Source organism: Gordonia sp. SCSIO 19800, assembly GCF_018132775.1.
Taxonomy (GTDB): domain Bacteria; phylum Actinomycetota; class Actinomycetes; order Mycobacteriales; family Mycobacteriaceae; genus Gordonia; species Gordonia hongkongensis.
This window is the reverse complement of sequence record NZ_JAGRQM010000016.1, coordinates 96,112-116,429: the sequence shown is the minus strand read 5'-3', so window position 1 is coordinate 116,429 and position 20,318 is coordinate 96,112. Positions and strand designations below refer to the sequence as shown.

At 68.9% G+C, this 20,318-nt stretch carries 16 protein-coding genes; 6 read left to right on the top strand and 10 right to left on the bottom strand.

Features of this window, described 5'->3' with window-relative positions:
- Positions 1-104 precede the first annotated feature (104 nt).
- The gene (locus KB201_RS17565) at positions 105-965 is read left to right on the top strand and encodes a serine/threonine protein kinase (RefSeq protein ID WP_211539981.1); all 861 of its coding nucleotides are present in this window, start codon (positions 105-107) and stop codon (positions 963-965) included.
- Between the two features lie 6 nt (positions 966-971).
- On the opposite strand, the gene KB201_RS17560 is transcribed toward KB201_RS17565, so the two are convergent.
- From KB201_RS17560 to KB201_RS17525, 8 genes are all read right to left on the bottom strand, one after another.
- The gene (locus KB201_RS17560; RefSeq protein ID WP_211539979.1) at positions 972-2,093 is read right to left on the bottom strand and encodes a ferrochelatase; all 1,122 of its coding nucleotides are present in this window, start codon (positions 2,091-2,093) and stop codon (positions 972-974) included.
- Positions 2,090-2,929, bottom strand: a complete 840-nt coding sequence (inhA, locus tag KB201_RS17555) for an NADH-dependent enoyl-ACP reductase InhA (protein WP_078112393.1) — start codon at positions 2,927-2,929, stop codon at positions 2,090-2,092. The genes KB201_RS17560 and inhA overlap by 4 nt, the downstream gene beginning before the upstream one ends.
- 87 nt (positions 2,930-3,016) lie before the next feature.
- Positions 3,017-3,751 carry a 3-oxoacyl-ACP reductase FabG1 gene (gene fabG1 / locus KB201_RS17550; protein ID WP_065632177.1) on the bottom strand — a complete coding sequence of 245 codons (735 nt, stop codon included), beginning with the start codon at positions 3,749-3,751 and terminating at the stop codon, positions 3,017-3,019.
- A 90-nt stretch (positions 3,752-3,841) separates the two neighbouring features.
- Positions 3,842-4,810 carry a VWA domain-containing protein gene (locus KB201_RS17545; RefSeq protein ID WP_078112392.1) on the bottom strand — a complete coding sequence of 323 codons (969 nt, stop codon included), beginning with the start codon at positions 4,808-4,810 and terminating at the stop codon, positions 3,842-3,844.
- A gap of 4 nt (positions 4,811-4,814) precedes the next feature.
- Positions 4,815-5,753 (bottom strand): DUF58 domain-containing protein, encoded by a 939-nt coding sequence (locus KB201_RS17540; protein ID WP_058250392.1) that lies wholly within the window; start codon positions 5,751-5,753, stop codon positions 4,815-4,817.
- Positions 5,743-6,942, bottom strand: coding sequence for a MoxR family ATPase (locus KB201_RS17535; RefSeq protein WP_078112391.1), 1,200 nt, complete (start codon positions 6,940-6,942; stop codon positions 5,743-5,745). The genes KB201_RS17540 and KB201_RS17535 overlap by 11 nt, the downstream gene beginning before the upstream one ends.
- Positions 6,943-7,127: 185 nt before the next feature.
- The gene (locus tag KB201_RS17530; RefSeq protein ID WP_078112462.1) at positions 7,128-8,642 is read right to left on the bottom strand and encodes an NlpC/P60 family protein; all 1,515 of its coding nucleotides are present in this window, start codon (positions 8,640-8,642) and stop codon (positions 7,128-7,130) included.
- 372 nt (positions 8,643-9,014) lie between these two features.
- Positions 9,015-9,626 (bottom strand): DUF6676 family protein, encoded by a 612-nt coding sequence (locus KB201_RS17525; RefSeq protein WP_078112390.1) that lies wholly within the window; start codon positions 9,624-9,626, stop codon positions 9,015-9,017.
- A gap of 381 nt (positions 9,627-10,007) precedes the next feature.
- Between KB201_RS17525 and KB201_RS17520 the strand changes: the two genes are divergently transcribed.
- Together KB201_RS17520 and KB201_RS17515 are read left to right on the top strand one after the other, a co-directional pair.
- Positions 10,008-12,809, top strand: a complete 2,802-nt coding sequence (locus KB201_RS17520) for an aconitate hydratase (protein ID WP_058250389.1) — start codon at positions 10,008-10,010, stop codon at positions 12,807-12,809.
- A 15-nt stretch (positions 12,810-12,824) separates the two neighbouring features.
- Entirely contained in the window at positions 12,825-13,391 is a 567-nt protein-coding gene (locus KB201_RS17515) for a TetR/AcrR family transcriptional regulator (RefSeq protein ID WP_058250388.1), read from the top strand.
- Between the two features lie 2 nt (positions 13,392-13,393).
- Here the strand turns inward: KB201_RS17515 and KB201_RS17510 are convergent, their stop codons facing one another.
- Positions 13,394-14,266 (bottom strand): hypothetical protein, encoded by an 873-nt coding sequence (locus KB201_RS17510; protein WP_078112389.1) that lies wholly within the window; start codon positions 14,264-14,266, stop codon positions 13,394-13,396.
- A 195-nt stretch (positions 14,267-14,461) separates the two neighbouring features.
- Between KB201_RS17510 and KB201_RS17505 the strand changes: the two genes are divergently transcribed.
- The 3 genes from KB201_RS17505 to KB201_RS17495 all read left to right on the top strand — a co-directional run bounded on the left by KB201_RS17505 (position 14,462) and on the right by KB201_RS17495 (position 18,702).
- Positions 14,462-16,027 (top strand): GMC oxidoreductase, encoded by a 1,566-nt coding sequence (locus KB201_RS17505; RefSeq protein WP_211539993.1) that lies wholly within the window; start codon positions 14,462-14,464, stop codon positions 16,025-16,027.
- A 113-nt stretch (positions 16,028-16,140) separates the two neighbouring features.
- Complete coding sequence (locus KB201_RS17500) at positions 16,141-17,703, top strand: AMP-binding protein (RefSeq protein ID WP_058250386.1); 1,563 nt, start codon at positions 16,141-16,143, stop codon at positions 17,701-17,703.
- A 12-nt stretch (positions 17,704-17,715) separates the two neighbouring features.
- Positions 17,716-18,702, top strand: coding sequence for a histidinol-phosphate transaminase (locus tag KB201_RS17495; protein ID WP_211539991.1), 987 nt, complete (start codon positions 17,716-17,718; stop codon positions 18,700-18,702).
- Here KB201_RS17495 and KB201_RS17490 read toward each other — a convergent pair.
- Positions 18,686-20,314, bottom strand: a complete 1,629-nt coding sequence (locus tag KB201_RS17490) for an ABC-F family ATP-binding cassette domain-containing protein (RefSeq protein ID WP_058250385.1) — start codon at positions 20,312-20,314, stop codon at positions 18,686-18,688. The genes KB201_RS17495 and KB201_RS17490 overlap by 17 nt on opposite strands.
- Positions 20,315-20,318: the final 4 nt, after the last annotated feature.

The window sequence follows — 20,318 nt, the reverse complement described above, 5'->3', positions numbered from 1 at the left end:
GCGATGGACAGGTCGGGCGGCGCACACACCGTATGCCCCGCGGGCCCGCCCGCGGGGTTGCCACGCCCGGCTCCCACCGGCCTCGCCGGTATCCTGGCTTCTTGATGAAACGCAGCCGCCTGCTCTCCGCCACCGTCGCGTGGCCGACGTGCGCCCTCGGCGCGTGGTCGGCCGCCTGGCTCACCGGCCGGTGCTCCCCCGACGACGTGATCGAAGCCCTGGCGGAATCCGCCGACCGGCACCTCCTGCACTGGCCCGACGGCGGGGTCGCCGGGGCCGAACAGAATTCGCCCGCAACGGGTTCGGCGAACGGGGTGCTCGATCTGCTCGCGCTGCTGCGACCCGCTCGACGCCTCGTCGTCCGCCTGCCCTCCACGGGTGATCCGCAGGGACTCCCACCCCATGTGGCGACGTCGGCCGCGCTCGGCGCGGGCGAGGTGCTGCTCGTCGACGACGCGGCGGGCAACGGCACGCTCGCGCTCGTCCCGGCGTTCGCCGCCGACACCGACGATCCACCGTTCGTCACGTGCACATGGTCGGCCCACCGCTACGACGCCTCCCTCGACCTCGGTCATCTCGTATCCGCGGGACCTAGTGCCGGTGATCTGGAATACGAACTGCGGCAAGCAGTTCGAGAGGCGACCACGATCATCGGCGGGCTCGGCGGACGCCGGTCGGCCGACGCAAGCGACCTCCGTACGCAACTCGCAGCGCTCACCTCGAGGCATCGGGTCGCCCTGCCCCCGCATCTCCTCGACGCGCGCTCCACCCGCCTGATCGACACGGCGGCGCAGGTCGAGGCCATCGTCGACCTCGCCGGGGCGCGCAACGTGGAGATCGGCGACAGTGCCGGACAATGGGATTCCGGCGACGCGACGCTCCGGGGACTCCAGGCGCTCACGCGGACCGCACGGGCGGCGGCGGTCAACCACACGATCCTCGAGCTGCTGCGGCCCCAGAACTGACCGGGACTACCGACTGCGTGCCGGCCGGGTCGCGGGCACACAGCACCGGTCTCGACAGGTGCGTCCGTTGTCTCCGCATCCCATCGCCGACAGGTCGCCGAAGCCCCCGGCGTACGCCTCCACGAATTCGCCGATCATCGAGATGAACCGCGGATCGGGACCCACGGTGTCGGCGCGGACATAGTCCATGCCGAGGCGCTCGGCGACCTCCGCGGCCTCGTTGTCGAGATCCCAGATCACCTCGAGATGGTCGGAGATGAACCCCACCGGGTAGACGACCACCCGTCGGACACCCTCCGCGGCAAGGTTCTCCAGATGGTCGCAGATGTCCGGTTCCAGCCACGGGATCTGCGGTGGACCCGACCGTGACTGCCAGACCTGGTCGAAGTCGGCGATGCCGAGCTCATCGGCGACCGCCTGCGACGCGGCCAGCACCTGGCGCGAGTACAGCTTCCCGCCGTCGGCCGCGGGACCCGACGCCTCATCGGCCGAGGTCGGGACCGAGTGGGCGGTGAACACCAGCCGCGGCGCCTCCTCACCGGGCCCGAGGGCGTCCAGAGCGCGGCGCACCGCGTCGGCCCCGGCCGCGACGAACGCCGGATGCGACCAGTACTGCGGGAGCTTGCGGAGCACCACCGCGCCGTCGGGTTCACCGCTCGTCGGCTCACGTTCGGCGAGCGCCGTGACCGCCCGGTCGATGTCCTCGTGGTACTGCCGGCACCCCGAGTAGCCGCCCCACGCCGAGGTCGGGAACACGAGGATCCGGCGATGACCGGCGCGGTATATCTCGGCCAGGGTGTCCTCGGCCATCGGGTGCCAGTTGCGATTGCCGAAATACACCGGGAGGTCGACACCACGTCGGTCGAGCTCCGCACGCAGGGCATCGATCATCTCGAGGTTGAGCCGGTTGATCGGTGAGACGCCGCCGAAGTGCAGGTAGTGCTCGGCCACCGACTCGAGCCGTTCGCGCGGGATCCCCCGGCCGCGAGTGACGTTCTCCAGGAACGGCATCACGTCCTCGGGCCCGTCCGGTCCGCCGAACGACAGGAACAGGACGGCATCGAACGGCGCGGGAACGAACGGTGCGGGATCGACGGGCGCGGTGTCCCCAGGTGCTGGCGAACTCATGAGCCGGTGGTCATGCCCTCCGGGAACCAGGTGTTGTGGCTGGCGCCACCGTCGACGTAGACGATGGAACCGGTGGTCGCCGGCAGCCAGTCGCTGAGGAGCGCACACACCGACTTCGCGACGACGCTGGGGTCGTCGACGTCCCAGCCGATCGGGGACGCGCCGTCCCAGTACTCGTTGAGCATGTTGAGCTGCTTGGCGTCATCGGTCGCGGTACCAGCGATCGCCTTCGCGGCGAGGGTCTTGATCGGGCCGGCGGCCACCAGGTTCGACCGGATGTTCTTCGCGTTGCCCACTTCGCGCGCCACGTACCGGTTCACCGACTCGAGCGCGGCCTTCGCCACACCCATCCAGTTGTAGTACGGCATCGCGGTGCGGGGATCGAAGTCCATGCCCACGATGGAGCCGCCCTCGTTCATGGCGGGGAGTACGGCGCGGGCGAGCGAGGCATAACTCCACGCCGAGATCTCGAAGGCCTTGGCGGCGTCGGGGCCCGGCCCCTCCAGGAACGGCTTGGCCTCGGGACCCATCAGGGTGCGCGGCGCGAACGCGATCGAGTGCATCACGCCGTCGATGCCCTGCGGCGCCAGCTCGGTGAGCTTCCCGGCGAGCGCGCCGAGATCGTCCTCGTTGGTGACGTCGAGCCCGATGGCCGGCGGCACCTCCTTCGGCAACCGCTTGGCGATCCGGTCGATCAACCGGAGCCGTTCCGGGATGCCGGTGATGAGGACCGTGGCGCCCTGCTCCTGCGCCATGGCGGCGGCGTGGAAGGCGATCGACGCATCGGTGATGATGCCCGTGATGAGGACGGTCTTCCCGTCCAGGATTCCGCTCACGAAGATGTGCTCCTGAGATCGACGTTGATTGACGTGCCTTACGACCGCGCTGCGCGGGTCAGTAGCCGTGCGACCGCGCTCGGCAGTTCAGTGCCCCATGCCCATTCCGCCGTCGACGGGCAGGACCGCACCGGAGATGTAACCGCCCTCGTCGGAGGCGAGGAAGCTGATGGCCGCCGCGACGTCCTCGGGCTTGCCGGTTCGGCCGAGCGGGATCGCCTGCTTGGCCATCTCGATGTAGCGGTCCTCCATCGACGCGGTCATGTCCGTCTCGATGAACCCGGGCGCCACCACGTTCGCGGTGATGTTGCGCGAGCCGATCTCACGCGCGATCGAGCGCGCCATCCCGATCAGGCCCGCCTTCGAGGCCGCGTAGTTCACCTGGCCGGGGATGCCGGACATCGCGACCACCGAGCCGAGGAAGATCATCCGGCCCCACTTGGCGCGCTGCATCCCCTTGGTGGCGCGCTTGGCGCACCGGAACGCGCCGGTGAGGTTCGCGTCGAGGACCTTCTCGAAGGATTCCTCGGACAGTCGCATGAGGAGCATGTTCTCGGTGATCCCCGCGTTGGCGACGAGGATCTCGACGGGACCCTGATGCGCCTCGACTTCGGCGAAGGCGCGGTCGACCGACTCCGAGTCGGTGACATCGCACTTGACGCCGAACAGTCCGTCCGGTGCTCCGGAACCGCGGTGCGTCACCGCCACCCGGTGACCGTCGGCCGCCAGTCGCTGGGCCACGGCCAGGCCGATTCCGCGGTTGCCGCCGGTCACCAGGACCGAGCGGGAGGGATTCTGCGCTTCGTTGCTAGCTGCCGTCATGGGTGTTCAACTTATCCGTTCTCATTGCGGGGGGGTGACACGCGGTCGGCGGACGGGGGGCACTTGCGGCACACCCCGGACACATCCGCGTCAGGGCAGCCGGCGGTTGATGGCCAGCGCGGCGAAGGCCGACACCAGCGCGAACAACGTACCGGCGATCAGCCACGGCTTCGAGTTGTCCCCTCGACGGGTCTCGTAACCGATCTCGTCCTGGAGCTGCTCGTAGACCTTGTTCAACTCGTCGAGGCTGGCCGCGGTGAAGAAGTCGCCACCGGACAGGTTGGCGATCTTGCGCAGCGAGTCGTCGTCGACCGGCACGGGCACCCGGTCGCCCTCGAGTTCGACGGTGCCGGTCCGGGTACCGAAGGAGATCGTGGAGACCGGGATCTTCTCCTCCTTGGCCTTCCGAGCCGCGGTGAACGCACCCCGCGGGTCGTCGGGGTCGTCCGGGACGGTCTCCTTGCCGTCGGAGAGCAGCACGATCCGCGCAGGTGGTGCGCCCTCGGTCCCGCCGAGCACCGCGTTCAGCGTGCTGATCTGCTGCAGGGCCGCGAAGATGCCCTCCCCGGTTGCCGTCTTGTCGTCGAGCCGCAGTTTGTCCACCGCGACCTTGGTGGCGTTGTGGTCCGGCGTCGGCGACACGAGGCTCGCGGCGGTACCGGCGAAGGAGATCAGTCCGAGGTTGATCCCCTCGGTCAGTTCGTCGGCGAACTTCTTGGCGGCCTCCTGCGCCGCACGGATCCGCGACGGCGACACGTCGGTGGCGTTCATCGACCGCGACACGTCCATCACCAGGACGACGGTCGCCTTGTTGCGCGGCACCTTGCGATCGGCCTGCGGCCCGGACAGCGCGACCGTGAGCAGGATCAGCGAGATGATCAGCAGCGCGATCGGAAGGTGCCGCAGGCGACTCCGATCGGCGGGCGCGACCGACTTCAGCAGGTCCAGGTTCGCAAAGGTCAGCGCACGCTGCCGCCGCCGGCGCAGCATGTAGACATACGCGGCGCCGAGTAACGCCACGACCAGGAGCAGGAGCAACCACCAGGGACTGGACAGCATCGACCTACCCCACCCCCGCCGCGAGACCGCGGCGGCGTTGTGCGACGAACTTGACGGTGTCGGCGATCCACTCCCGATCCGTACGCAACGTCAGGATCGCGCCGCCACAGCTGCGCAGGGTGCGGTGGACCCGCTGCTGGTGTGCGCGCGCCGCGGCCGCGAAGTCGCGCCGGAGGTCGTCGGTGATCGTCACGTCGTGGATCTCCCCGGACTCCGCGTCGGCCAGGGTGACCTCGCCGATCGCCGGGAGGTCGAGATCGCGGGGGTCGAGGACCTCGACCGCGAGGAGTTCGTGGTGGGCGCCGATGGCGCGTAGCGAACGCTCCCAGTCGATGGGGCCGAGGAAGTCACTGATGACGACGGCGAGGCCGCGACGGCGCTGGGGCCGTCGGAGAGCCTCGATCCCCGCCTTCAGATCGCCCCGGACCCCGGGCGAACTGCGCCGCGTGGTGGCGATGGTCTTGAGGAGGTTCTGGGCGTGCGCACGCCCGGCACGGGCCGGTACCCGCACCACGTCGTCACCGGTCACCACCAGCGCGCCGTGCCGGTTACCGCCGCCGGTCGTGAGGTGGACCAGAGCCGCGGCCGCCGCGACGGCCAGGTCGCGCTTGGTGCAGTCGACGGTGCCGAAGTCGAGGCTGGCCGAGGCGTCGACGACGAGCCAGGTCTCGAGTTCGCGGTCGGCGATCATCTGCCGGACATGCGGCTGGGTCGTGCGTGCGGTGACCGACCACTCCATCCGCCGGACGTCGTCGCCCGGCTGATAGGCCCGCGCCTCCCCTGGCTCCGAACCCGGTCCGGGGATCAGACCCAGGTGCTCGCCCTGGAGCACGCCGTCGAGTTTGCGCCGCACGGTGAGCTCGAGCATCTTCAGCGCCGCCGTCAGCTGCGCCTCGTCGAGCAGCCCGGCGCCGAGACGCGGTAGGTCCCGATTAGCCGCCATACTGAGGTGAATTCCGGTTCGCCGGGGCCGAATTCGGGTCCATCGGGCCGGCGGACTGCGGGACCTGCTGTCCCGCATACCCATTCGGCCCGTGTCCGGGATTGGGCGCCTGCTGCTGTCCGGCCGGGTACTGCCCCTGGGGCACCGGCTGCGCGCCGACCTGCGGCAGTCCGACGGTCTGCAGGACGCGGGCGATGACCTGGTCGGCATCGATCTCGTCGGCCAGTGCGTCGTAGGACAGCACGAGGCGGTGCCGCAGCACGTCGGGCATGATCTCGACGACGTCCTGCGGGATCACGTAGTCGCGTCCGCGGACCAGCGCCAGGGCGCGGGCCGCGGCCACGATGCCCAGCGTCGCACGGGGCGACGCGCCGTAAGACAGCCACGACGCGACGTCGTTCAGGCCCAGCTCGGCCGGCCGGCGGGTGGCGTTGATGACCCGGACGACGTAGTCGACGAGCGCGTGGTGGACGAAGACGTTCGCCGCGGTCCGCTGCAGGCGCAGCATCGCGGCGGGGTCGAGGACCTGGGAGGCGGTCGGCGGGACGTTGCCCATCCGGTAGACGATCTCGCGCTCCTCCTCCACCGACGGGTAGTCGACGAGGACCTTGAACAGGAAGCGGTCCCGCTGCGCCTCGGGCAGCGGGTAGACACCCTCGTTCTCGATCGGGTTCTGCGTCGCCATGACCAGGAACGGATCCGGCATCGAGTACGTCTTGCCGCCGATCGAGACGTGCCGCTCGGCCATCACCTCGAGCAGTGCCGACTGCACCTTCGCGGGTGCGCGGTTGATCTCGTCGGCGAGCAGGAAGTTCGCGACCACCGGGCCGAGCTCGGTGTCGAACTCCTCGCGGCCCTGCCGGTAGATACGCGTACCGATCAGGTCGGTGGGCACGAGGTCGGGGGTGAACTGCACTCGCGAGAACGACCCGCCGACGACGCGGGCGAACGTCTCGACAGCGAGCGTCTTCGCGACACCCGGCACGCCCTCGAGCAAGATGTGTCCGCGCGCGAGGAGACCGACGAGAATGCGCTCGACGAGCTGATCCTGGCCGACGATGACGCGCTTGACCTCGTAGATGGCCCGCTCGAGCAGGGCGACGTCGGCGTCGCTCAGCACCGAGCCGTCCGCTCCTGCCGCCGCGGAATCCCCCGTGGCCGCCTTGCCGAGGGAGTGCGATTCGGTCAACCCGTGCTCCTGTTCCTCTGAACTGCTGTTCCGTCGAACCGCGAGGGCCCACGGGCGGCGCGAACGCGCAGCGCGCAGGCGTCGACCCCGCGTGTCTGTGCCAGCCTAGCCGTGCCGGCTGAAAAGGTGCCAAGAAGACTCGGCGGGGGTCGGTCGTTCACCGCGCCCGCCGGAACCACCACGCCTCAGAGCAGACGGACCACGTTCGGCATCGCGCCGTTGGTGCGCAGCGGGGACACCTTGACCACGTCACCCGACTGCGGTGCCTCGACCATCTTGTTGTCGCCGAGGTACAGCGCGACGTGCGCACTCGCGTTGGGGCCGTAGAAGATCATGTCGCCGCGTCGCATCTGTGACAGCGGGAACTGCGGCCCCGAGGTGTACTGGTAACCGGTGTAGTGCGGCAGTTCGATCCCGACGCCGGCGAACGCGTAGATCATCAGGCCGGAGCAGTCGAAACCGATCTTGTTGTAGTCGCCGTAGCTGTCGGCCACACCGCCGTCGCGGATTCCCTGCGTCGGGCCGTTCGCGTCGCCACCGCCCCAGGCGTAGGGCACGTTCAGCTGCGAGAGCGCACGGTTGACGGCGATCTCGACGGCTTGCGGACCGCGCAGCCCGGGTCGGACGACGCCGCCCCCGCCCCCGCCGCCGCCGGAGGAACTGCCGAACAGTGAGCCGAGGCTCCCCGAACCGAGTCGCGCACTGAGGGTGTCGCCACCGCTGCTGCCGGTGATGTCCGCACCGCCGATGCCGAGCTCGTTCAGCAACTCGGACTGGGGCAACTGCTGCTGCCCGACCAGACCGGCGAGGATGGACGAACCGACGTCGATGGCGAGGCGCGCCGCGGCCTCGGCCGCGACGGCCAGTGCCTGGTTGTCGGTCGCGGGCGTGGCCGGCAGCGCCTTGAGCACACCCTCGGCCGACGGATCGGTCGGAAACAGGTTCGAGAGCAGATCGCTCGCCGACGGCCCCTCGACCGTCTTCTTCGGCACATATCCGCGAATCGTGTTGAGGCGCTTCTGGACCCGGTCGCGTTCCCCGATCAGGGTGGCCTTGCGCTTCTGTTGGGAGGCGATGGCGGCCTTCGCCTCGGTGACCGCCGCCATGGCGTCGGTCTTGCGCTGTTCGGCGCTCTTGGCCGCGAACGACGCCTGCCGGCGGGTGGCCTCGACGGCCGCGAGTCGGTTGGCCTTCTGGTTACGGGCCACCTGCAGCCGCCGGATCATCTCCTGCTGCTTCTTGCCGACCTGATCGATCAGCTTCATGCGGTCGAGGACGGCCTGCGGGTCCTCGGAGGCGACGTAGTTCGACATCGAACCCTGCTCCGGCCCCTGCTGGTAGGCCAGACGGGCGAACCGGTCGAACTCCTTCTGAGCGTCGACGACGGCCTTGCTCGAGCGGTCGAGTTCGGTGCGTGCTCCGCGCGCGGCCACCGTGGCGAGGCGCTGCTGCGCGAGCGAGTTCTGGAAGTCGACGATCGATCGGTTCACGTTCTCCTGGCGGGACGCGAGCGCCTGATCGAGGTCGGCGATGTCCTGGTTGACCGTCGCGATCCGGTTGATCAGACCGGAGATGGGCGACTCGGGCGTCTTCTTGGGCGCCGCGTCGGCATGACCCGCACCGACCGCGCAGACGAGTACGACAGCAAGGGCCGCCGAGACGCGCGCCGGCCATGACGCACCAGTTCTTCCTCGCCTCACCTGGAACTCCTCGCGATTCGCGGGGATCGTCCGATCCCCGGTCCGGCGACCGTCCGGGGTGTCTGAACCCGCGGCGATCACGCACTGCACTTCCGCCACATCGGACCCTGTAGGGAACACAGGCATCACACGCGACATCAGAACCGTACGTCACATCAACCACACGAGAAAACCGTGTTCGTGAATTACAAAGGCGTGATTACCTGCGAAAATGCCGTGAACTGGCGAAAGATCGAACGGTCGTCAAGGTCTCGAATTGGCAACAGACCGGAAGACACGCCGAGAAGGGTCCCCGCCGCGCGAGAACAAGGTGCCAGGGGGCGGGCCCACCCGCCGCATCGCCGGCCGGCAGAGGCGGCCCGGGCCTGTCTACTACCGGCCGGAAGCGGTCGGCTCGCGGCGTGATTCCGAGGAGTCATCCGACTCCGCGGCGGTGGTCTGCACGGGTCCCAGCGGACCGGCGGCCAGGCTCTTGCGGCTGCGGACCTGCCGCAGCCGGGCGAGCACGGCTCCGCCCGCGACGACCAGGATCAGCAGCAGGCCCACGATCGTCCAGTCCACGTTGGGACCGGTCATCGTGTCGATCATCTGCCGCGCCGCACCCGCGGGGTCGGTGAGGGTCAGGCCGTCGGTGGCCTGTTCCTGCACCACCCGGCTGAACTCCGGCGACGAGCTGCCGACCGAGTTGGGGCCGAGCACGATGACGGTGCCGCCGACCTGTTCCTGCAACTGGTTCGCGACGTCGCGGTAGAGAGTGAACCGGGGCTGAACCTGGTCGATGACCACGAAGCTGACGTCATGGCCCTTCGACTGGGCGTATTCGACGACCTCGAGCATGCCGGGCAACTGTTCGGGCGTCGCCCCCGCCACGCCGTCGTCGGCGATGTCCCGCGACAGCTCACCCATGTCGACCCCGACGAGTCCGGTGAGTTCGTTGTTCTCCGCGGGAGCTGCCAGCACCAGCGTCGTCGCCTGCGGACCCATCCGCCACCCCTGCCTCTCGAGATCACCCGGGGTTGCGTGCACGTTGACGGCGGTATCGCGCCGGCGTCGAGTGTCTCCTCGCCGAACCCCGCCCTGCACCGTACGACACAATGGACTCGTCTGGGTATTCCGGTGTCGGCAGGTCCGATCCGGCGTGTCCCGGCCCGAGCTTGGTAACAGTACGTCCGTACTGTTAGACTGGACGACGTTGTCGCGGGTGGCCCTCGCGGACATCCGATGGTGCCGGTGCAGCCCGCCGGTGCAGAACGTCAGCCGGTGCGGCACGACTGCGCCGGATCGACCAGCCCCGCCCGACCGCAAGTGGATCATCGAGTAATCGCCGGCGCAGCCCGCCGGCACACGAGGAGAGTGGATTTAGACGTGAGTATCAATTCCTTCGGCGCCCGCGGCACGCTGGACGTCGGTGACAACAGCTACGAGATCTACCGTCTGAACGCCGTCGAGGGCACCGCCAAGCTCCCCTACGCTCTGAAGGTCCTCGCCGAGAACCTCCTGCGCACCGAGGATGGCGCGAACATCACCAAGGAGCACATCGAGGCCCTGGCGAACTGGGACCCGAACGCCGAACCGAGCGTCGAGATCCAGTTCACGCCTGCCCGCGTGATCATGCAGGACTTCACCGGCGTGCCCTGCATCGTCGACCTCACGACCATGCGCGACGCCGTCAAGGAACTCGGCGGCGACCCGGACAAGGTCAACCCGCTCGCACCGGCCGAGATGGTCATCGACCACTCCGTCATCATCGAGGCCTTCGGCAATGCCCAGGCGTTCGAGCGCAACGTCGAGATCGAGTACCAGCGCAACGAGGAGCGCTACAAATTCCTCCGCTGGGGTCAGGGCGCCTTCGACGACTTCCGCGTCGTGCCGCCGGGCACCGGCATCGTGCACCAGGTCAACATCGAGCACCTCGCGCGCTCGGTGATGGTCCGTGACGGCGTCGCCTACCCCGACACCTGCATCGGCACCGACTCGCACACCACGATGGAGAACGGCCTCGGCGTCCTGGGCTGGGGCGTCGGCGGCATCGAGGCCGAGGCCGCGATGCTCGGTCAGCCGGTCTCCATGCTCATCCCCCGCGTCGTCGGCTTCAAGCTCACCGGCGCGACCAAGCCGGGCGTCACCGCGACCGACGTGGTCCTCACCATCACCGAGATGCTGCGCAAGCACGGCGTGGTCGGCAAGTTCGTCGAGTTCTACGGCAACGGTGTCGGCGAGGTCCCGCTCGCCAACCGCGCCACCATCGGCAACATGAGCCCCGAGTTCGGCTCGACCTGCGCGATGTTCCCGATCGACGGCGAGACCGTCAACTACCTCCGACTCACCGGGCGCAGCGAGGAGACGCTCGCGCTCGTCGAGGCCTATGCCAAGGAACAGGGCATGTGGCTGGAGAAGGACGCCGAGGAGGCCGTGTACTCGGAGTACCTCGAGCTCGACCTGGCCGACGTCGTCCCGTCGATCGCCGGCCCGAAGCGTCCGCAGGACCGCATCGAGCTGTGGGACGCGAAGAACGCGTTCCGCAAGGACATCCACAACTACGTCGAGAACGGCAACTCCGCTCCGCAGACCAAGCTGGACGAGGCGGTCGAGGAAACCTTCCCGGCGTCCGACCCCGCGACCCTGTCCTTCGCCGACGACGACGCCGAGCCGCTGCACTCGGCCGCCAACGGCGCCGAGGGTCGGCCGACCAATCCGGTCCGGGTGGATTCCGAGGAACGAGGATCGATGATCCTCGACCACGGGATCGTGACGATCGCTTCGATCACCAGCTGCACCAACACCTCCAACCCGTCGGTCATGCTCGGCGCGGCGCTCCTGGCCAAGAAGGCCGTGGAGAAGGGCCTGTCGTCCAAGCCGTGGGTCAAGACGTCGATGGCACCGGGCTCGCAGGTCGTCACCGGCTACTACGACAAGTCCGGTCTCTGGCCGTACCTGGAGAAGCTCGGCTTCTACCTCGTCGGCTACGGCTGCACCACGTGCATCGGCAATTCCGGCCCGCTGCCGGAGGAGATCTCGAAGGCGATCAACGACAACGACCTCACCGCCACCGCGGTGCTGTCGGGCAACCGCAACTTCGAGGGTCGCATCAACCCCGACGTGAAGATGAACTACCTCGCGTCGCCGCCGCTGGTCATCGCCTATGCCCTGGCCGGCACGATGGACTTCGACTTCGAGACCGACGCGCTGGGCAAGGACACCGACGGCAACGACGTGTTCCTCAAGGACATCTGGCCGACCAACGAGGAGATCGAGGCGACCATCGCCTCGTCGATCTCGCCGGAGCAGTACGCCTCGGACTACGCCGACGTCTTCAAGGGTGACGAGCGCTGGCAGAACCTGCCGACCCCGTCGGGCAAGACCTTCGAGTGGGACGACGAGTCCACCTACGTCCGCAAGCCTCCGTACTTCGAGGGCATGCAGCGTGAGCCGTCGCCCGTCTCCGACATCAAGGGCGCACGCGTGCTCGCGAAGCTCGGCGACTCGGTGACCACCGACCACATCTCCCCCGCGTCGACGATCAAGCCCGGCACCCCCGCCGCGCAGTACCTCGATGCCAACGGGGTGGCCCGCAAGGACTACAACTCGCTGGGCGCCCGCCGCGGCAACCACGAGGTGATGATCCGGTCGACCTTCGGCAACATCCGCCTACAGAACCAGCTGCTCGACGGTGTGACCGGTGGTTACACCCGCGACTTCACCCAGGAGGGTGCACCGCAGTCGTTCATCTACGACGCCGCGCAGAACTACGCCGAGCAGAACATCCCGCTCGTCGTGCTCGGCGGCAAGGAGTACGGCACCGGATCGTCGCGTGACTGGGCGGCGAAGGGCACCAGCCTCCTCGGCGTGAAGGCCGTCATCACCGAGAGCTTCGAGCGCATCCACCGCTCAAACCTCATCGGCATGGGCGTCATCCCGCTGCAGTTCCCCGAGGGCGAGTCGCACAAGTCGTTGGGCCTCGACGGCACCGAGACCTACGACATCGCGGGCATCGAGGAGCTCAACAACGGGACGACGCCGTCGACCGTGCACGTCACCGCCACCAAGGAAGACGGCTCGACGGTGGAGTTCGATGCCAAGGTCCGCATCGACACCCCGGGTGAGGCCGACTACTACCGCAACGGAGGCATCCTGCAGTACGTGCTGCGCAACATGATCAAGAGCTGACAGGAGGCACTCGACGTGCCCAAGGTCAGCGATGACCGGCTTGCCGCGCGTCGTCGGGAGATTCTCGACGGCGCGCGGCATTGCTTCGCGGAGTACGGATACGACGGCGCGACCGTCAAACGGATCGAAGAGTCCACCGGCTTGTCCCGGGGTGCGATCTTCCACCATTACCGGGACAAGGAGGCGCTGTTCCTGGCCCTCGCGCGCGAGGATGCCGAGCGGATGGCCGATGTCGCCGCCGAGCAGGGCCTGGTGCAGGTCATGCGCGACATGCTCACGCGCCCCCAGGATTTCGACTGGCTCGGCACGCGCCTGGAGATCGCGCGGAAACTACGGACGGACAACGGATTCCGTGCGGAGTGGGTGTCCTACGCGGCCGAGGTCGAGCAGGCGACACTCAGCCGGCTGGAGCGGGGTCGGCAAGCGGGGCGCCTGCGCGACGACGTCCCGACCGACGTTCTGCTCAACTACCTCGACCTCGTGCTCGACGGTCTGATCACCCGGCTGGCCACCGGCCAGCCCACCGACGATCTGCACGCGGTGCTCGACCTCGTCGAGGAGTCCGTGCGCGCACACGACTGACCTCAGTCCGGGGCCAGCAGGGACACGACCTCGTCGATCGAACGGTTCGCCGACAACCGGTAGGCCCGCACCGCCTCATCGCCGGTCAGCTGGACGACGGGATCGCCTCTCGTACCTCTCGTCGTCCAGCGTGGCGATCCGGCCACCCCTGACCCCATCGGCCGCAGCTCCGGCACCGGCAAACGGGGGTCGTTCGGGACCGGCGTGAGTCCCTGCACCTGTCGCATACGCATTCCGACGGCCGCGACCAGCCAGCACTCGGCGACGCCGACGGGTCGGATCGACGACAGGACCTGATTCGCCCCGTCGAAGGTCATGGTCATGGTGTCGGCGCGCTGTACCCGCCACATCGAGCCGACCACGTCGAACCGTGCCGTCCGGTCGTTGTGCAGATCGAACTCCGCACCGAAGCCGCGCAGCGCCGCGGTGCACTCGACGGTCAGATACCTTGTCGCCGAATCGCGTTCGCGGCGACGCTCGTCCTCCTCGCGTCGCCGATCACCGATCGGGCGGTACTCGCGTTCGAGGGCGCCCCGGTCCGCCGCGGCCCCCTCGGCGAGGCGCCGATACAGCCACGCCGGGTCGATCTGCAGGAAGTACCGGTAATGAATCCGGCACGGCACGACGTCCGCGGTCACCGGGCCGTCCCCGACGAGCATCTGCACACCGTGGTCGGCCGACCAGACGGCGGCGACCCGGCCGTCGACGTCGGCCACCCAGGACCAGCCCCGAGCACGGATCCCGGGCGCCGCCGCGGCGAGGACGACACTCAGCGCCGTACCCGGCTCCACCAGGAGTGAGTGTGCGTGGGAAGCGACGTCATCCCCCATCGCCACGCTGTCGCGGTCCACCTCGATCTGCAGCGCAGCCGTCACACCCCGGAGCCTAACGTCCCGCGGCCCCGGCCGACTCGGCGATCACGCACCGCGGCTGCCGGGCCGGATCAAGCCGGCCAAGATCCATCCCACACAGTTGCTGCTGCTAAGGATTCCCTAACCTTACTTAGCTCACGCTAAGGTTCCCGGGTGAAACTCGACAAACCCGGTCCCGCCGTCTCTCGCCGGACCCTCATGCGCTCTGCGGCCGGCGTCGGCGCCCTCGCCGCGCTCGGCGCGACCGTCACCCCGGCGCAGGCGGCACCGGGGCAGACCGCGATCGTCATCGGCACCGGCTTCGGCGGCGCGGTGGCGGCACGTCGCCTCGGCGAGGCCGGCTACACGACAACGGTTTTCGAGCACGGGCGCCGGTGGCCGATCCGACCGGACGGCAACACCTTCGCCACGACGACCACCCCGGACAAGCGCGCCGCGTGGTTCGGCAGCCCCGCCGGCGCGAGTGCGGCGAGCGGCCTCCCGGTGGAGCCGTATCCCGGCGTGCTCGACCATGTGATGGGCAACGGCGTCGAGGCCGTGTACGGCGCAGGCGTCGGCGGCGGGTCGCTCGTGTTCGGCTCCTTCACGCCCGTCCCCCGCCGACAGGACTTCGAGCACATCTTCCCGGCGGCCGCCGACTACGCGCAGCTCGCCCAGACCTACTTCCCGCGCGCGAAGGCCGGGCTCGGCGTCTCGCCGCTGCCCGCGGACATCCTCGCGCACCCCAAGTACGTCGGGGCCCGGTCCTGGCTGAAGGTGATCGAGCGCTACGGCGCGTCACCGCACTTCTTCGACTTCGCCATCGACTGGGACATCGCCCGCGACGAACTGGCCGGCCGGGCCACCCCGTCGGTGACCGCGGGCGAACTGAGCTACGGCGTCAACAGCGGCGCCAAGAAGTCTCTCGACCGCAGCTACCTCCTCGCCGCCGAACGGACCGGCAACGTCACCGTCAAGCCGATGCACGAGGTCTTCGACATCCGGCCTCGCTCGCGCCGCGCCGGATTCGTCGTCACCGCACGGGTTCTCGACGAGCAGGGCCGCACGGTACGCACCGTGACCACCGAGGCCGATCACCTCTTCATGGCCGCGGGCTCCTTCCACACCACCCGGCTGCTCGTCGAAGCGCGCGCGCAGGGGCGCCTGCCGCGACTGTCACCGCGCATCGGCGACGGCTTCGGCGTGAACGGCGACTTCCTCACCATCCGGGCGAACCCCCGCGAGGATTTCGGCGCCGTCCAGGCCGGACCGGGCTACGCACGGATCTACGAGGACAACCTGCCCGGCGGACCGGTCTCGATGGTCTATCAGGCCACCCCGCTGCCGGCACCGCTCGGCAAGGCCGCGACCACCCACCTCGTGCAGGCCCACACCGACGAACGCGGCACGATCGATTACGACCATCGCATCCGGCGGGCGCAACTGAACTATCCCCACCCCGCCGACCGCAACGACCTCGACCGCCGCAGCAACGCCTTCATCAAGCGTTTCCACGAACGCACCGAGGGCCGTTTCGGCTTCGCCGCCAACGGAACCCACGTGTCGTCTCGCGCGCTCGGATTCGGTTCCGCGAGTACCTATCACGGGCTCGGCGGCGTCGTCATGGGTGCCGCGGCCGACGCTGACGGCGGAGTCCGGGGCTACGACAACCTGTGGGTCGTCGACGGTTCCTTCGTCCCCGGCGCAGTCGGCCTGGTGAATCCCGCGCTGACGATCACCGCGCTCGCGGAGCGAACCATGGACAGGTTTCTCGCGACGCACTGAGGAACTGCGAAATCGGACACGACGCTAGGGTACTGTGACTCGCAACACCCCGAACGAGCGTTAGATACGGTCGTTCGGGGTGGCCATCCCCTTCGTCACGAGGAGCGTCACTCTTGTTTCCTGGAGTCTTCGCGAAATCCACCCCCGACAAGCCGGCCGTCATCCGGGCCGCTACCGGCGAGGTACTGACCTACCGACAACTGGACGAGAACTCGACCCGGCTCGCCAACTACCTCGACTCCCTCGGACTCCGACGCGGCGACAACATCGCCGTGGTCTCCGCCAACGACTTCCACGTCTTCGAGGTGTACTGGGCGGCCCTGCGCAGCGGTCTGTACGTGACCGCGGTCAACCACCACCTCACCGCGGCGGAGACCAACTACATCCTCTCCGACTGCAACGCGCAGGTCCTGTTCGCCGGCGCCTCGGTCGTCGAGGCCGTGTCGGCCGCCGGCGAGATCGAGGCCCTTGCCGGCCCGGGTCGCCGCATCGTGTGGGGTGGCGATCTCGACGGCTTCGAGAGTTACGACAAGGTCCTGGCCAATGCGTCGGCAGAGCCCCGCACCGACCAGCCGCGCGGCACCGACATGCTCTACTCCTCCGGGACCACCGGCCGTCCGAAGGGCATCAAGACACCGATGCCCGAAGGGCAGGTCGACCAGGTGCCCGACGCCTACACCGCGATCTTCGCGCCCATGTACGGCTACGACGACTCCGCGGTCTACCTGTCCCCCGCACCGCTGTATCACGCAGCGCCGCTGCGCTATTGCGGGATGACCAACTCGGTCGGCGGGACCGTGGTCATGATGGACCGGTTCGATCCCGAAGCGGCCCTCGCCGCCATCGAGAAGTATCGCGTGACCCACAGCCAGTGGGTGCCCACCATGTTCATCCGGATGCTGAAGCTGCCCGCCGACGTCCGCTCGAAGTACGACGTCAGCAGCATGAAGATCGCCGTCCACGCGGCCGCGCCCTGCCCGGTCGAGGTGAAGCGGGCGATGATCGAGTGGTGGGGCCCGGTCATCCACGAGTATTACGCATCGACCGAGGCCGCCGGCGCAACGTTCATCGGCCCGCAGGAGGCGCTCGATCACCCCGGCTCGGTGGGCAAGCCGCTGCTCGGCGTGGTCCACATCTGCGACGAGGACGGCAAGGAACTCCCGACCGGTGAGGTCGGCCAGGTCTTCTTCGAACGCGAGGACGTGGCGTTCCAGTACCACAACGACCCCGACAAGACCCGCAAGGCCCAGCACCCCGAACACGAGAACTGGTCCACCACAGGGGATGTCGGATACGTCGACGACGAGGGCTATCTGTATCTGACCGACCGCAAGGCGTTCATGATCATCTCCGGCGGCGTCAACATCTACCCGCAGGAGGCCGAGAACGTCCTCATCAATCACCCGGCGGTGTTCGACGTCGCGGTGATCGGTGTCCCCGACCCCGACCTCGGCGAGGTCGCGAAGGCCTGCGTGCAGCTCGCTGACGGCCACGAACCCACCGATCGGCTCGCCGAGCAGCTGATCGCGTTCACCACCGAGAACATCGCGGCCTACAAGGCGCCCCGGTCGGTCGACTTCGTCGACGACCTGCCGCGCACGCCCACCGGGAAGCTCGTGAAAGGCGATCTGCGCAAGCGGTATTGGCCGGAGGCATCAAGCCCGTCAGCTGGTTGAGCCGCCCCACCGCTGGCCGAGCCGCCCGAACGCTGGTCGAGCCGGCACCGAGCGGAGCCGCCGGGCCGAGCAAGCGACGAAGGAGCGCGTCGAGGTCGAGGAGCCGAGTCGAAGCCACCTGGTGACCCGACCGCTCGTCCAGACCACAGCCCTCCGACGCCGGACTTTAGCCTACCCGCCGGGGCGACGGCCGTACTCTCCGCGATCCTGCAGGACTCGGCGGCGCAGTGCCGGGCCAGAGGTCGCACCGGACCGCGGATCGTCACCCCCGCACCGACATTCGAGGGTTTCGCGCTGCTCGCCGAGATGATCGGGCTCGGGATCGACACGACCCCGCTGTTCGACGCCGGGCGTCCCGATATCGGTGCGCTCGCCGCGGCCGCGCGTCCGGACACCGCGGCCGTCATCGTCTGCAGCCCGCACAACCCGACCGGATCGGTCCTCTCCGACACGGAGATCCGTGATCTGCTCATGGCTGTCGACCCGGCGATCCCGGTGATCCTCGACCAGGCGTACGTCGAGTACTGCCGGAACGCACCCGATGTCCGGACGCTGGTCGACGAGTACCCCAACCTGATCGTGGTGCGAAGCCTCTCCAAAGCCCACGGTCTCGCGGGACTGCGGGTCGGTTATGCGATCGGGTCGGCGACGTCCATCGGCGGTGCCCGCCGTCACGAAGTCCCCTTCTCGATCACCGCGGCCGCCGAACACGCGGCGTCGCTGGCACTTGCCGCGTCCGACGAGCTGGCCGGACGGGTCACGGCGATGCGCCGCGAACGCGATCGAATCGCCGACGCGCTGCGCGACTCGGGCCACCCGGCGCTGCCGAGCGAGGCGAATTTCGTGTTCGTGCCGGGCACCGACGGCATCGAGTTCGGGCGGCGGCTGCGGGCCGCGGGGGTCGTCGGCCGGCAGTTCGCCGAACACGGTCACCGGCTGACGGTGCCCGACCGCGCCGGGACCGATCGGGTCATCGAGGCGATCAGGCGAGCTCGATGAGCTCCTGATACTCCTCGCTCCAGTGGTCCTCGGTGCCGTCGGGCAACAGGATCACACGCTGCGGATCGAGCGCGGCGGCGGCGCCCGGATCGTGCGTGACCAGGACGACGGCCCCGGTGTAGCTGCGCAGGGCGTCGAGGACCTGTTCGCGCGAGATCGGGTCGAGGTTGTTGGTCGGCTCGTCGAGGAGCAAGACGTTCGCCGCCGAGGACACCAGCCCGGCCAGCGTGAGCCGGGTCTTCTCACCGCCGGACAGCGTGCCGGCCGGCTGATCGAGCTGGGCGCCGCTGAACATGAACGCGCCCAACAGGCCTCGGAGGTCCTGCTCGCCCGCGTCGGGTGCCGCGTGCCGGATGTTCTCCCACACCGACGCCCGGTCGTCGAGGGTGTCGTGTTCCTGCGCGAAGTAGCCGATCTTCAGACCGAATCCCGGCGCGATCGACCCTGTGTCCGGCTTCTCCACTCCGGCAAGCATTCTCAGCAGCGTCGTCTTGCCCGCGCCGTTGAGGCCGAGGACGACTACGCGACTGCCCTTGTCGATCGCGAGGTCCACCCCGGTGAAGATCTCCAGCGAGCCGTAGCTCTTCGAGAGTCCGGACGTCATCAACGGTGTCTTGCCGCATGCGGCCGGTTCGGGGAACCGGATCCGCGCGGTGCGGTCGGCCACCCGCTCCTCGTCGAGGGCGTCGATCATCCGCTCCGCGCGCTTGAGCATGTTCTGCGCGGCGGTCGCCTTGGTCGCCTTGGCACCGAGCTTCGCGGCCTGCGCGCGCAGGGCGGACGCCTTCTTCTCGGCGTTGGCCCGTTCGCGACGACGGCGCTGCTCGTCGGTCGCCCGGGCATCGAGGTACCGCTTCCAGCTCATGTTGTAGATGTCGGCCTCACCGCGCACCGCGTCGAGGAACCACACCCGGTTCACCACGTCGGCCAGCAGGTCGACGTCGTGACTGATCACGACGAGACCCCCCTCGTGGTTCTGCAGGAAGCTGCGGAGCCAGGCGATCGAGTCGGCGTCGAGGTGGTTGGTCGGTTCGTCGAGCAGGAGGGTGGTGTCGGATTTCCCCGAACCGTCGGACGCCGCGAACAGGATGCGTGCGAGCTCGATCCGTCGGCGCTGACCGCCGGAGAGTGTCCGTAGCGGCTGCTCGAGAACCCGGTCGGGCAGACCCAGGCTGTTGCAGATCCGCGCGGCCTCGGATTCGGCGACGTATCCGCCGAGGGCGGCGAAGCGCTCTTCGAGCCGGCCGTACCGCGCCACGGCCTTGTCCCGCAGCTTGTCGTCGGCGGCCTCGGCCATCTGCGCCTGCTGCTTCTCCATGTCGCGCAAGATCTCGTCGAGACCGCGCGCGGAGAGCACCCGGTCCTTGGCCAGGACGTCGAGGTCGCCCTCTTTGGGGTCCTGCGGGAGGTAACCGAGTTCACCGGACCGGCGGATCGATCCCGCGTAGGGTTCGGTCTCGCCGGCCAGGATGCGCAGCGTGGTGGTCTTGCCGGCACCGTTGCGGCCCACGAGGCCGATCCGGTCGCCGGGCTGGATGCGTAAGGCGTCGCCGGGCGCCGCCAACAGGGTCCGAGCGCCCGCTCGTACCTCCAGGTCGGTCGCGGTGATCACGACG